General features: G+C 53.8%; 9 protein-coding genes. 8 read left to right on the forward strand and 1 reads right to left on the reverse strand.

Features of this window, described 5'->3' with window-relative positions:
• Window positions 1–88 precede the first annotated feature (88 nt).
• Entirely contained in the window at window positions 89–2,071 is a 1,983-nt protein-coding gene (locus NST26_RS11595; protein WP_340979171.1) for a glycoside hydrolase family 31 protein, read from the forward strand.
• Window positions 2,072–2,669: 598 nt separating this feature from the next.
• On the opposite strand, the gene NST26_RS11600 is transcribed toward NST26_RS11595, so the two are convergent.
• Window positions 2,670–3,443, reverse strand: a complete 774-nt coding sequence (locus NST26_RS11600; protein WP_340979172.1) for a helix-turn-helix transcriptional regulator — start codon at window positions 3,441–3,443, stop codon at window positions 2,670–2,672.
• Window positions 3,444–3,614: 171 nt separating this feature from the next.
• On the opposite strand from NST26_RS11600, the gene NST26_RS11605 reads away from it, so the two are divergent.
• The 7 genes from NST26_RS11605 to NST26_RS11635 all read left to right on the forward strand — a co-directional run bounded on the left by NST26_RS11605 (window position 3,615) and on the right by NST26_RS11635 (window position 14,831).
• A complete protein-coding gene (locus tag NST26_RS11605) occupies window positions 3,615–5,429 on the forward strand; it encodes a family 43 glycosylhydrolase (protein ID WP_340979173.1) in 1,815 nt (604 codons plus the stop codon).
• Between the two features lie 78 nt (window positions 5,430–5,507).
• Entirely contained in the window at window positions 5,508–7,109 is a 1,602-nt protein-coding gene (locus NST26_RS11610; protein ID WP_155991399.1) for a response regulator, read from the forward strand.
• Window positions 7,110–7,128: 19 nt separating this feature from the next.
• A complete protein-coding gene (locus NST26_RS11615; RefSeq protein WP_036724933.1) occupies window positions 7,129–8,871 on the forward strand; it encodes a sensor histidine kinase in 1,743 nt (580 codons plus the stop codon).
• 102 nt (window positions 8,872–8,973) lie between these two features.
• A complete protein-coding gene (locus NST26_RS11620) occupies window positions 8,974–10,686 on the forward strand; it encodes an ABC transporter substrate-binding protein (protein WP_036724932.1) in 1,713 nt (570 codons plus the stop codon).
• Between the two features lie 158 nt (window positions 10,687–10,844).
• Window positions 10,845–11,759: an ABC transporter permease gene (locus NST26_RS11625; protein ID WP_235191873.1), complete on the forward strand. Its 915-nt coding sequence runs from the start codon at window positions 10,845–10,847 to the stop codon at window positions 11,757–11,759.
• 16 nt (window positions 11,760–11,775) lie between these two features.
• Entirely contained in the window at window positions 11,776–12,717 is a 942-nt protein-coding gene (locus NST26_RS11630; RefSeq protein WP_340979174.1) for a carbohydrate ABC transporter permease, read from the forward strand.
• 89 nt (window positions 12,718–12,806) lie between these two features.
• Window positions 12,807–14,831, forward strand: coding sequence for a right-handed parallel beta-helix repeat-containing protein (locus NST26_RS11635; RefSeq protein ID WP_340979175.1), 2,025 nt, complete (start codon window positions 12,807–12,809; stop codon window positions 14,829–14,831).
• The last annotated feature ends 201 nt before the right edge of the window (window positions 14,832–15,032 follow it).

Consider the following 15,032-nt stretch of genomic DNA (forward strand, 5'->3'; position numbering starts at 1 on the left):
ATGCGTACTTTTATGTATAGTATAGCGGCTTTGCACTCTTTATAATGTGGTTGCAACCTTATTATAGAACTGTTGGAGGGATCGCGCTATGTTTCGTGAAGAGAATGGCAGACTAATCAGAGAATATGACCATGAGAGAGTCTGGATAGAGCCTTGGGGAGAGCATTCGCTGCGTATCCGGGCTTCGTATGCGGAGATTACCGATGAGCAGTGGGCACTTCTGCCTGCTGTGCAGACGCTGAGTCATATATCGATTACCCCAGAACGTGCGACGATTGTGAACGGGAATATCCGGGCGGAAATAACAGATAAGGGACAGATCTTCTTCTATAACCAGCATGGCAAGCTGCTTCTTAACGAGACGGAGGATACCTATCAGTTAAAATACGGGGGCAGAGAGCTAAGCGCCATCCCCGGCAGCAGTGACTTCTCCGTGAAGCTCCGGCTGGAGGCGGACCCGCTAGAGAAGCTGTATGGCATGGGGCAGTATCAGCACTCCTTCCTGAACCTGAAGGGCTGCTCGCTGGAGCTGACCCACCGCAACAGCCAGATTAGCATTCCATTCGTGCTGTCCAGCGCCGGTTACGGGTTCCTGTGGCATAATCCGGCGATCGGACAGGCGCATTTCAGCCTGAATGTGACCGAATGGACAGCCCCGTCCACCAAGCAGCTGGATTATTGGATCACTGCCGGTGACTCGCCTGCCGAGATCGAGGAGGCATATGCCAAGGCTACGGGAACCGTGCCGATGATGCCGGAGTATGGCATGGGGTTCTGGCAATGCAAGCTCCGCTACCGTACGCAGGAGGAATTGCTGGAGGTGGCGAGGGAGCATAAACGGCGGGGTCTGCCGATCGACGTCATCGTCATTGATTTCTTCCACTGGACGAATCAGGGGGACTGGCGGTTTGACCCGGAATATTGGCCCGATCCTGAGGCGATGGTGCAGGAGCTGCAGGAGCTGGGCATTGAGCTGATGGTCTCGGTCTGGCCGACGGTCCAGACGGAGAGCGAGAATTATAAGGAGATGCTGGAGAAAGGGTACCTGTTGCGCTCGGACCGCGGGGTGCGGACGCAATTCCAGTTCCTCGGCCAGAATGCGATCTTCGATGCGACGAATCCGGAGGCCCGCAAGTTCCTGTGGGGACTGATTAAGCAGAATTATTATGATAAAGGGATCAAGGTCTTCTGGCTCGATGAGGCGGAGCCGGAGCTGACGGTCTATGACCATGATATCTACCGTTATCATATCGGCTCGAGCAAGCAGATCGGCAATATTTACCCCATGAAATACAGCCAGACCTTCTATGACGGCATGGCGGCTGAAGGCCAGGAGAATATCATCAATCTGGTCCGTACCGCCTGGGCGGGCAGCCAGCGCTACGGGGCGCTCGTATGGTCCGGAGATATTCACTCCAGCTTCAAGGTGCTCAGCATTCAGGTGCGGGCCGGACTGAATATGGCCGTGGCCGGGATTCCATGGTGGACCACCGACATCGGCGGCTTCCATGGGGGCAATCCGGCAGATGCCTCCTTCCGGGAGCTGATGGTCCGCTGGTTCCAGTACGGCGCATTCTCTCCGGTATTCAGGCTGCACGGGGACCGTTCCCCTTTTGTTCAGCCCACCGGAACGCGGGGCGGGGGCGTATGCGGAAGCGGCTCGGATAATGAAGTGTGGAGCTACGGGGATGAGGCGTATGTCATCTTCAAGGAGTTCATGCAGATGCGGGAGCGGCTGAAGCCGTATATCCGCGGGCTGATGCAGGCGGCACATGAGAAGGGCACGCCGCCTATGCGTCCATTGTTCTATGATTTCCCTCAGGACCCGGCGGCCTGGGATATCGAAGACCAGTATATGTTCGGTCCCGATCTGCTGGTCGCCCCGGTGCTGGGCGAGGGTGAACGGGCGCGTAAGGTGTACCTGCCGTCCGGCTCAGAGTGGACTCATGTCTATACCGGCACTGCCTATGCTGGCGGACAGGCTATTATGGTCGATGCGCCGCTTACGCAGATTCCGCTGTTTGTGCGGGACGGTGCCGAGTTGCCTGTGCTTGGCGGGACTGAGGAGTAAGGTAGAAAATAGTTAAATAGAGCAGCGATTCTCCTGATAGTGGAGGGTCGCTGCTCTGTTATGTGGGCCGAATGTAAGCAAAAAACCGAACACAATGGGCGTGGGCGAAGGTAGATAGCGAAAAGTAAAGCATTATTGGGGGGTATACAAGCTAGAAACAGCCTTGGCAAGGGTTTTGCCATGCCTCTAACTAGGATTAGTTGGAAATTATCCACGTGTTAAGGAACGGAGGAGCGCTAGCCAGAGAGCAGATGGAAAAACAGCACTTAATCTGAAGCGGAACATTCAAAGTGGAGGGAATCCTTGAATTTAAATGACGTTTATCCAACTATTTCCTTCAGATGCTGCGAATGATCACAATTAAGATACTTTTTTCCAACTATATAGATTGAACTAAAAACTTAAGTTAAGGGAAAAGTGGCGGAGGGGAATTTTGGAACTGGAGGAGCGGTAGCGACCGCCTTTGTATTTGGATTTCTACCGCTAAGAGCGGTTTTATTCAGGAAATTCAAATACAACAGCGGCCGGAAGTCCAAAACTTCTCTGGAGTCACGGCAATCCCAAAACATAAAAACCATTAGTTCAATTTATATAATTATTAATGTTGCTTGGAAGCCAACCGCTCCCGGTAGGCGCGGGGGGAGAAGCCGGTCAGTTGGCGGAACTGGCGGCAGAAATGCTCGACATTGGCGTAGCCGCAGAGGGCGGCGATCTCGGCGATTTTATGCTGGCCGAAGCCCAGCTTCTCCTTGGCCAGCCGAATCCGGCATTGGATGACATCCTCCATGCAGGAGATGCCGAAGGCGGATTTGTAGATGGTCTGGAGGTAGCCGGTGCTGATGTGCAGATACCCGGCCATCGAGGATACAGTCCAAGGGTGGCCCGGATTGCTGTATAGCGTCTTGCGCAGCTCCAGCAGATTATAATACTGCGGCGTCAGCTTGTCCTGGGACGCTTCGGACAGCTTGTTGAACAAGAGACGGAACAGGTAGTCAATGGACAGCTCCCGGTAATCGTTCTGGAACGAGTTCTCCAGCGTCAGCAGCTGGAACAGCTGATGGCAATACCCCGGGTCGGGCAGGGAGAATGGGCTGCCCAGCGGCAGGACGCTTTCGGTGATATACGATTCATCCGCATCGAAGCGCACCCAGTCGTTGACATACCTCCGGGAGCAGGCGCGGTAATAGATGTTGCGCCCTGGAGGATACAAAGCGACAGAGTGAGCGGGAAATTCCTTCAATTCACCGTCCACTTCAAACACCGCCGGGGTCTGGGTCAGGACAAGAAGCCAGGCGTCCAGTCCTTCGGGGATACTGTAGACAAAATTAGCCGGATGTGCGGCATCGTATTCCACGTAATGAATTGTGGGCATGGGCTTCTCCTTTCTGCGGATAGATCAATTAATGGTCAGTAAATATCATTGTTAGAATTTCGGTGAATCTCTATAATTTATAGTGGATATAGGAGTGAATTCTAAGGTTAACCGAACAGTGCGTGATTATTATTATTAGTAATTATCAATATGAAGGAAGGTTATGAATTCATGATACCACAACAAAACGAAGATCGGAAAGATATCCTTTGCTATACAAGACTGCCGCAGGAGGATATCGTGTATGCATCGAAGCTGGCTTATAGTATGCACCTGGCTTACAAGACGGAGAGGGGCCAGTATCAGGCATTGAATCATAACTCGGGTGTCCTGTTCGCCAAGGCGACGGAGAATGAGGATGGGACGCTCCGGGCCAAAAGCCTGAAGCAGCCGTATCTCTTCTACTTGGCAGACGGGAATTTCGGCGTCCTTGCCGTGCGTACCGAGGCTGACGGGGAAGCAGATGAACAAAGCAAGGGCAAGGTATTGCTGTTCACCTCTCCCGATCTGCTGCAATACTGTGAGATTGGACTGCTGGAGCTTAAGGCAGACACTCATGTAAGCGATGTCTCCTGCACCTACGACCCGGAGCGGAACGGTTACCTGATCCAATGGATAGACGGGCAGGGTCAGGGCTACGAGAATTTCACTGCCGACATCATGAGCCTTACGAATGTCTCAGCACCGGTGGAGGCGGAGCCGTTCACGCTGGAAGCAGTGCAGACTGATATCGAGGGAATCCAGCCGCGTAATAGGATCGCTGTCTCCCCTGAGATAGCCCGTAGACTCTTCTGTAAGCTTACGGCACCGGAGAACATTGCTGTCGTAGTACCGGACCGTGTGAATGCGGCATCGGTGGAGGATGTGAAGGGGGTCCGGGCAACGGCCCTATATAGTGATGGAACGCAGGCTGCCAAAAAAGTCCATTGGAACACGGATGCCATCAACTGGGACAAGGCCGGAACCTATAGCATCACCGGTGAGATCCATCAGGATCACTTTCCATTCCCGGTTGCACTTAACCGTGCAGACCCTTGCATTGCAGAGTGGAGGGGGAAATATTATTTCATTGCGACTAATGATGCGGATAAGGAACATACGTTGTATATGAGAGAAGCCGATACGATTCCCGGGCTGGTGACTGCCGAGGAAGCCCTGATCCTCGATTCCTCCACGTATGAAGAGATTGGCGGCCTGCTGTGGGCACCGGAACTCCATATCATTGAAGACGAGCTGTATATTTTCCATGCCGCAACGCCAGGGGAATTCTTCCACGAAGAGTCGCATGTGATGAAGCTGAGCCCCGGCGGAAATCCCATGAATGCTGCGGATTGGTCCAGGCCCCGCCGGGTAGTGAAGAAGGACGGCAGCTATCTGTGCGAAGCAGGCAAAACAATCTCACTGGATATGACCGTCATCCGCTGGAACGGCCAGCTCTATGCCGCATGGTCGGAGCGCCAATTCCTCCCTGTGGATCTTGGAGCCTGGGTCTATATCGCCACGATTGACCCGCAGGAGCCGTGGAGGCTGACGAGTGATCCGGTGCTGTTGACCCGGCCGGATTACGGCTGGGCCAATAACCATACGTTCGTGGATGAAGGTCCGTTTGCTCTGTATACCGATGATAAGCTGTACGTGACTTTTGCCAGTGCAGCGGTGGATGCTACTTATGTTGTCGGTCTGCTGACCGCAGACAAGGGGGTAGATTTGCTGGATATCCAGAGCTGGACCAAGGGCAATTATCCGCTGCTGACCTCCAGAAGCGTACCGGGAGAATACGGGCCGGGCCATAATTCCTATGTGACGGACGAGGACGGGGTCATCTGGAACGCCTACCACGCCAGACCGGGAATCGAGGGACCGCGCAGCTCCGGCCTGCGCCGTGTGCATTTTGACATTGATGGTGCTCCAGTTCTGGATCTTACCGAGGAGAAGGACCTGAATCCGGGCCTGAAGCAGGTATCCATGGAAGTCATCGTAGGCTAGACTACGGGCCCGCCTAACTCTATAATATTCCTTATCATCGGGGAATCCTTGACCGTTTACTTAGGCCGGGGATTCCCTTTGTTTCACGATCTTACCGGAGGAGTGGATGCTGAAGTGTACGGGATCATTATTGTCGATGATGAGCTGTTTGTCCGCAAGGGCCTGATCGGAATGATTGACTGGGAGGGCAGTGGATTCCGGATAGTGGATGAGGCGGACAACGGGGAAGATGCGCTGGAGCTGATCCGGGTCAAGCGGCCGCAGCTCGTAATCACCGATATCCGCATGCCGGTCCTGGATGGCATCGGGCTGATTGAGGCGGTGACCGCAGAGCAGCTTGGAACGGAATTTATCATTATCAGCGGATATAACGATTTCCGGTATGCCCAGCAGGCGGTCCGGTATGGCGTGCTGGACTATGTGCTGAAGCCGATTAATGAGCACGAAATTGTGAAAGCGCTTCATAAGTTCCGCGATTTATTCACTGCGCGCAAGCAGCTCCAGGACCGGCTGAGCATTCATGAGGGAGTGAAGCGGGTGGAGGCGCTGATCCGGGGGGAAGCGGCGGATGAAGTGCTTGACGCCTGGGAGCAGCAGTGGATAGAGGCGGGGTCCCGCCAGTTCACCTATGTGCTGCTGGAGGTGAACAATGTGTTCCCCTGGAGCGGGCAGTCCATGCCCGGGAAGGCGGAGCTGAAGGAGGCGATCCGGCAGGCGGTGCAGCAGTTCACAGCAGAGACGCCTATTATCTATGAGCACCGGAGGTTCTTCGGCTTCATTGTGCCGGAACATTATCTGGCGAACCATGAAGGGGAGCTGCGCAGCTTCCTGGAGGATTGTCTGAGCAAGCTCTATCAGCGTTATCCCTTGCAGGTTCAAGCGTATGCGGGCAGGCCGGTGAGCACGCTTCAGGAGCTGAAGCATTCGTATACCTCGGCCAAGCAGACTGTGGAGTACAAATATGTCCGGCCTGCCCAGCCGATTCTGCTGTCCTCTGATATTGCCGGTCTGTCCCTGAACTACATCCATGCCAGTAGTAGGGTGTTTCAGGCGCTGATTGAAGCGATTGAGGAGGGTAAGCACACGGAGATCATGGGCGGGATCGGTAAGCTGTTCGCAGAATTTCAGGAGAAGCTGGTCTCCCGGGAAGCGATGAAGGCCGTAGCCATTCAATGCGTCCATAGTGTGCTGCATACTATACGGAGCATGGAAGGGGATGAGAAGCAGCTGGCGAGCCTTGTCCCGATGATGAACTGGCCGGATCATAACATCACCCTTGCGGAGCTGAGGTCCTTGTTCGAAGCCTTTGCGCTGGAAGCGGCGGAGCGGATTCAAGAGCTGTACCAGAGCTACGGCAGCAGCGGGCTGTACCGGATCAAGTGCTATGTGGACCGGAACTTCCATGAGAACCTGAACCTCAAGCAGATCGCAGGCCAGTTCTTTATGAACTCAGCCTATCTTGGCCAGGTGTTCAAGAAGAATTACGGCATGTACTTCAATGACTATCTGCTCCAGCTGCGTATCACCGAGGCCAAGAAGCTGCTGCGGCAGACCGATCTGCGGATCTATGAAATCGCCGAGCAGGTCGGATTCAAGAATGCCGATTATTTCGTAACCCAGTTCGAGAAGCTGGAGCAGAGAACGCCTACAGAATATAGAAACCGGACGGGCAACCGTTAATGCCAGGAGGAGGCGCTGCATGAAGCTGCTGAATAATATCCGGCTCAGGAATAAAATGTTCCTCGTCTATTTCCTCGGGGTCATCGCTCCGATTATTCTCACGAATGTGATCTTCTACAACACGATTACCGGAAATGTGAAGGCGCAGCGGATCAAGGACATCGATCTGGCGGTGGAACAGATTAAGAATGAGTTCCGGCTGATGGTGGATCAGGCCGTGGGCTTGTCCTCTTTTTTCTATGCGGATTACAAGACCAATGAGGTGCTGGACCGTAACTTCACACAGACCGAAGACTATGTCGAGGCTTACGACCTCTATCTCAGGTCCACCCTGAACAACTATTCCCCGTTCTCTTCCTCGCTGCAAAACAAGACCATCTATGTGGATAACCCCACGCTGCTGAATTCTGGGAATATCGGGATTCTGTCCGCGGAGGTCCGGGAGAGTGTCTGGTATAAAGAGTGGATGCAGGAGGCCTCTTCCCAGCCGATGTTCGTCCGCACCCAGGATGCAGGCGGCCGGTTCCAGTCGTTCTCGCTGCTGCGGCGGATGGATTATTTCGCGGACCGGATGGTCAAGGAGAAGCTGGTGAAGATTGATTTTAAGACGATTGATCTGATGGAGGTCTTCGCCAATCTGAACGTGCAGGGGGATGTGTATCTGCTGGGGCCGGAGGGCCGGATTGAATATACGACGAACCGGGCCATAGACTGGCAGGGGAAGGACCGGCAGCTGTATGCCTCCCTGAAGCAGGAGCAACTCATTGATTTCGAGAAGGAATACGGCAGTATCAGCTATCTGTCCGGCTGGCGGATTGTCGGCACAGTGAATGAGAAGGAGATCATCAAGGAGGTGCTGAAATCCCGTTATTTCATCCTCTGGTCGGCCTGCCTGATGATGATTGTCCCCACCGTTATTATTCTGATCATTACCCGTTCGATCAACCTCCGGATTATTGAGATCCTGAAGCATATGAAAAAGGTGAAGACGCAGCAGTTCCAGATGATCATGCACGGGGAATCGCGCGATGAGATCGGCCAGCTGACCCTGGAGTTCAACAGTATGATTATGCAGATTAAGGCTCTGATTAACGATGTGTATCTTACAGAGATTCAGAAGAAGTCGCTGGAGCTGGAGCGGCGGAAGGCGCAGCTGAATGCTCTGCAGAGCCAGATTAACCCGCACTTCCTGTTCAATGCGTTGGAGACGATTCGGATGCGGAGCCTGCTGAAGCAGGAGAACGAGACGGCCAAAATCATCCAGAGCATGGCGATGATCCTGCGCAGCTCGCTGACCTGGAATAAGGAGTGGGTGAGCGTGGAGGAGGAGCTGGGCTTCATTCTTTGTTTTCTGGATATCCAGAAATACCGGTTCGAGGATAAGCTGAGCTATCATATCGATGTGCAGCCTGAGGCCTACGCCTGCGTTGTCCCCAAAATGGTGTTCCTGCCCTTCGTGGAGAACGCCAGTATTCATGGCATCGAGCCGCTCAAAAAAGGCGGAAGCATTAAGATCCGCATCAGCGTGGAGGGGGATGAGATGGTCTTCCAAGTGGCGGACAACGGGATTGGCATGAGCAGTGAGCAGGTTGACACTCTGTACGGATACCTCGACATGGAAGGGATTATCGGCGAGCGTATTGGAATACAGAATGTTATCTACAGAGTAACGATGCTGTATGGCAGGCGCGCAATCTTCCAGGTGGACAGCAGACCGGGTGAAGGGACACGGATTGAGCTTAGAATTCCAGTTAATCCATAGTTTTCAAAGGAGAAGCCATAATTTCACGGGTAACGGAGGAATGAAAACGCTTTTATACTAAAGAAGCACTAAACCATGAATATACAAGGGGGAGTACAGGCAATGGGTAAAAGCAAGAGAATATGGCTTCTCGCTCTGACGGCAGTCGTCTCATTATCCGTGGTGACGGCTTGCTCGGGGCCTAATAATGCCAAGAAGAATACGGGGACGACGGAGCCGACAAGCGCTGCCGCCACCACAGAGACCGAACCCAAGCAGGATAAGGTAACGTTCAAAATCTTCAACGGGGTGGCCGGCTCGAAGGACGGAAATACCAATGAGACGACCATCGGCAAGCTGCTGGAGGATCAGACCGGTGTCAATTTCAAGCTGGAATTCGTGGTGGGTGACCTCAATACCAAGATCGGAACCATGATTGCGGCCAACGATTACCCGGATGTGCTGATTCCCGATGCCGCTATAGAGGAAGTGCTGAATGCCGGTGCATTCATCCCGCTCGATGAGCTGATTGAGAAGTACGGTCCGAACATCCAGCGTGTGTATGGCAAGTCTCTGAATCAGATGCGCTCCAAGGACGGTAAAATCTATTTCCTGCCGATTGCCGCCCAGGTGAACGATTTCATTCCTGAGCCGGAAGCCGGTGCGGGGTTCTGGGTTCAGCGCCGCGTGCTGGAGGAAGCGGGTTATCCGAAGATCAAGACGCTGGATCAATATATAGAGCTGATTAAGAATTACCGCGACAAGCACAAGGATGAGAATCTGACGGGCATGGTCTCCCTTACACATGACTGGAGATTCTTCGCCACCTCCAACCCGCCGATGCATCTGATGGGCTATCCGAATGACGGTAACGTTACAGTGGATACGAACACCTGGGAAGCCAAGACCTATGCCGGTGCCGAGTCCACCAAAAAGTGGCTGAAGGCGCTGAATGACCTCAATGCTGCCGGTCTGTTCGATAAAGCCTCCTTCGTCGATAACTATGACCAGTATATCGCCAAATTAACCTCCCACAAGGTGCTCGGCTTCTTCGACTACCGCTGGCAGGTGGATAATGCGCTGAATGTGCTGAAGGACGCCGCCCGTAAAGATCCTTCCCTGGATGGCTTCAAGTACTTCCCGCTGCCGGTAACCTTCGAGGAAGGCACGCCGGATGCTTATCTTGATCCGCCTGGGGGCCTGGTAACAAACCGCGGAATCGGGATTACCGTCAGTGCCAAAGACCCGGTCCGCATCATCCAGTTCTTCGACAACATGCTGACCGAAGAGAACCAGACCCTGATGTCCTGGGGCATCAAAGGCGAGACGTATGAAGTGAATGAGAAGGGCCGCTACTACCGTACGCAGGAGCAGATCGACAAGATTGACGAGCCGTTCAGAGAGAGCTTCGGCTTCAAGTACTTCAGCTGGAACTGGCCGATGTACAACACCACCTCTACCCTGGCTGACGGGAATGCCAAGAATGTTGCCAGCCAGCCGGAGGTCTTCCAGATGACGCTGACCGACAAGGATAAGGCGATCTTAGAGAAATACGGCGTACAGACCTACAGCCAGCTGTTCGCTGAACCGGTTCCGCGTCCATACTTCCCGGCGTGGGGCTTCGCGAAGGAGCAGAATTCCCCGGAACAGCTCTGGGAAGCCAGCAAGGATGAAATGACGAAGAAATATTTCCCTAAGCTGGTGCTGACGACTCCCGATAAGTTCGAAGCAGTCTGGGAGGAATACATGAAGGAATTCGGCAAGCTCGATACTGCGGGTTATGAGAAATGGACCACTGAGCAAGTCAAAGCGAAGGTCGAACTGGCGAACCAATAGCCGCCGGAATCGGCGGGAAAGACCAGGGCTGTACCGAGATGCTGGTCTTTCCTGCTTGCCGCTTAGACACCCCGGTGCGCTGAAGGAGAGAGATACGGATGGATAAAAATACGGTACCCGCGTTATTCCGGCCAGCGGCGGATAAAGAGCCGGGCCGGATGAGGCAGTTTTTCAAAAAGCTGGGCCAGCAGCGGGCATTGGCAGTGATGTCAGTCCCTTTTCTAATCTGGCTGTTTGTATTCAAATACTTGCCGCTGTGGGGCTGGAGCATTGCCTTCCAGGATTATAAGCCGGCCAGGAAGTTCATGGAGCAGACCTGGATTGGCTTCGAGCATTTCAAATTTCTGTTCGGGGATGACCGCTTCCTCCGGGTGCTCCGCAATACGCTGGCGATGAGCTCGATCAACCTGTTCTTCGGCTTCGTCACCGCGATCACCCTGGCCTTGCTGCTTAATGAAATACGCAATATTGCCTTCAAGCGTGTAGTGCAGACTGTCAGTTATTTGCCGCATTTTATCTCTTGGGTCGTGGCGGCGAGCATCATTCAGACGACGCTGTCCCCGGATGGTACGATTAACCAGCTGCTGGTGGGTCTGGGCTTCCTTGACCGCGGCAATGAAATTCTGTTCCTGGGAATCCCGGAATACTTCTGGACCATCTTCGGAGCCAGCTCCGTCTGGAAGGATATCGGCTGGAACACCATCGTCTACCTGGCCGCTATGACCACAATTGATCCCACGCAGTATGAAGCAGCGGAGATTGACGGCGCGAACCGGTTCAAGAAAATGATCTATGTCACGCTTCCGGGCATCAAGTCTGTTGTGATTGTCCTGCTCATTATGAATATCGGCTATCTGCTGGAATCGGGATTCGAGCCGCAGTACCTGCTGGGCAACGGCATGAATGTGGATTATTCCGAGAACATTGATATATTCGTACTGAAATACGGAATTGCCCAGAGTAATTTCTCCCTGTCCATCGCAGCGGGAATGTTCAAGACGGTCGTCAGCTTCATCCTGTTGTTCATGGCGAATAATGCCGCGAAGCGCATGGGCGAAGCCAGGCTGTATTAATAAAGGAGGCGCAGGCATGGAGACCGCAGCTGTCCATAAGAAAAAACGCAAGCCCCCCATAAGCTCTTCCACCGGCGACCGCTTGTTTGTCATTTGCAACTACTGCTTCATGATCGCACTAATGATTGTTACCCTGTATCCGTTCGTGAATGTTCTTGCCGTATCGCTTAACAATGCGCAAGATTCCATTAAAGGCGGGATCTACCTTCTCCCCAGAGAATGGACGCTGGCGAATTACAATTATATTCTGAGAGAGGCCACGATTTTTCATGCGACCTTCATCTCGGTGCTGCGCACCGTGATCGGAACGGTAGTCACGGTCTTCTGCTCGGCCATGCTGGCCTACACGCTTAGCAGACAGGATTATGTGCTGCGCAAATTCATCACCGTAGCTTTTATCATGACGATGTACTTCAACGGCGGCCTGATTCCCAATTACCTGCTGATACGGGATATGGGACTGGTCGGCAGCTTCTGGGTCTACATTCTCCCGGGAATCATCGGGGTGTTCAACCTGATTATTATCCGTTCCTTCATTGAAAATCTGCCGGAGAGCATTATTGAATCGGCGAAGATTGACGGGGCGGGGGATTACCGGACCTTCTTCAGCCTCATCCTGCCGCTTACGGTGCCCGTGCTGGCTACGGTGGCGTTGTTCTCGGGAGTGTTCCAGTGGAATTCGTGGTTCGATGTGTTCCTCTACAACTCTTCGGATGAGAAGCTGAGTACCCTGCAATATGAGCTGCAGAAGATTCTGCAGAACTCCAATACTACTACCGGCACCTCATCGCTGGACGGGATGATCCAGGGGGCAACAGGAGGCCAGCAGAATGCGGTCACTCCGATGTCCGTGCGGGCAACGATGACGATAGTAGCGTCCGTGCCGATTATTATGGTGTATCCGTTCCTGCAGAAGTATTTTGTCAAAGGCATGATGGTCGGCGGGGTCAAAGGTTAGGTTGTCTAATTGTATACATGGTTATAGCAATATACAGAATATTCATTTAAAATGTCCATATGACATACAAGAAAGAGGAGGATGCTCATATGGAATATCATGTTGCATTGCGAGGGAGCGATCAGGCTCCCGGTACAGCGCAGAGGCCCTTTCGCTCCATCTCCCGCGCTGCGGCGCTGGCGGAGCCTGGAGATACGGTTACCGTTCAGGCGGGTACATACAGGGAATGGGTGAGCCCGGCTAACGGAGGAACAGAGGAACAGCGGATTGTTTATCAGGCTGCCGGGGATGGGGAGGTCATCATCACAGGTGCTGAGCCCGTGGCAGACTGGCAGGATGAAGGGGATGGTGTCTGGAGTACAGAGGTGCCGAACAGCCTGTTTGCTGTGCGCAATCCTTTTGCGGAGAAATTATACGGCGACTGGCTGTTCGAAGGGGCGTTTGAACCGCATCTGGGGGAGGTCTACCTGGACGGCAAATCGTTGTATGAATGTGACAGCGTTACCAAGCTGCGCGATCCCCAGGTATGGCCGCAGGCCAAGTACCCGGCGGACTCTCTGCTCCAGTGGTATGCAGAAGTAGGCTCGGCTTCCACCAGGATCTGGGCGACCTTTGGGGGCAAGGACCCCCGCCGCGAGAATGTAGAGATCAGTGTTCGTCCTTATTGCTTCTGGCCGGAGCAGACGGGACGGGGCTACATTACGGTCAGAGGCTTCACGCTCCGGCAGGCCTCTCCGCAGTGGGCTCCGCCAACGGCGCTGCAGGAAGGACTGATCGGACCTCACTGGAGCAAGGGCTGGATCATTGAGGACAACCACATCTGCGAGTCCAAATGCACGGGGGTGAGCCTGGGCAAAGAAATCTCAACCGGGCATAACGAGTGGTCAAATGGCCGGATGAAGGGAGGGACGCAGCGGGAGCAGGAGGTTATTTTCCGCGCACTCCGCCAGGATTGGCATAAGGATAACATCGGAAGTCATATCGTCCGCAATAATGTAATTCATGATTGTGAGCAGGCCGGAGTTGTCGGCCATTTGGGCGGGGCCTTCAGCCAGATTGTCCAGAACCGCATTTATAATATTCATCATAAACGGATTTTCCACGGGGCAGAGGTAGGCGGAATCAAGCTCCATGCTTCACTGGATACCCAGATTTGCGAAAATGTCATTTACAGCTCCTACCGGGCGTTATGGCTGGACTGGCAGGCACAGGGCACCCGGATCAGCCGGAATGTGTTCTACGACAACCTGTCCGAGGATTTCTTCATGGAGGTGTGCCACGGCCCTTATATGGTGGATCACAACCTGTTCCTGTCGCCGATGAACTTCCGCAATATGGCCCAGGGCGGCGCGTTCGTCCATAACCTGTTCGCCGGAAGATTCGTGGTGCGTTCCGAGCTTACCCGATATACACCGTACCATATGCCGCATGAGACAGCGGTTGCGGGCTACAGCAATATCGCGGGCGGGGATGACCGCTATTATAACAATATCTTCCTGCGCGATGAGGATACGGGCAATGAGGTAGTGCCGATGACCTTCTTCGAGCATCTGCCGCTTACCCCGAGAGAGCAGCTTAATGATAACGGTGAACGGGTGATGGACGGTATCCCGGATAATTCCCGCTGTTATCTGCATCCAGTTGGACTGGGCGGCTATGACGAGCACCCGAATGCGCTGCATAAGCAGTGGTGGGAATTGACCAAGGAAGAGATCAAGGCGCTGATCGATTCCGGCAAGCCGTTCCATCCCGAACAGATGGCCCTGCCCGTTGCAATTCAGGGCAACCTGTATCTGAAAGACGCGATGCCGGGTACGCATGAGCCGAACGCGAAGGTCTATGCTGACAAAGGCATTGAGATTGAGGTTGATCCGGCTTCCGGCAAGGTGCAGGTGCATATTGTGAACCCTGAGCTGCTGCGTGCTGCCGCGCCGACCGTGGTCACCACGAATCTGCTGGGCCAAAGCTATCACGCCGAGATGCGTTACGAGGAGCCGGACGGCTCGGCGTACCGGTTCGACCGCGACTTCTTCGGTAAGCAGCGCCCGGACTCGAATGTGACGCCTGGACCGTTTGAATTATCCGATAATAGTCCGGTGAAGATTGTGCTGTAAGTTAGAATAGTTGAAAGCCTGTCCGTGAGGACAGGCTTTTGTGTTCCTTTAGAAAGGTAGGCGATAAAGCGAACACAATCGACGCGTCGAGGGTGCGTGGGGCCAAATGTGGTCGGAAAACCGAACACATTGAACACGGCGGGGGTGCGTGGGCCACAAAGAAGGCTAATTATGAGGCATCAGCATCCTTCACCCGCAAGG

This window comes from Paenibacillus sp. FSL R7-0128 (genome assembly GCF_038002245.1).
GTDB classification, from domain to species: Bacteria; Bacillota; Bacilli; order Paenibacillales; family Paenibacillaceae; genus Paenibacillus_AQ; species Paenibacillus_AQ silagei.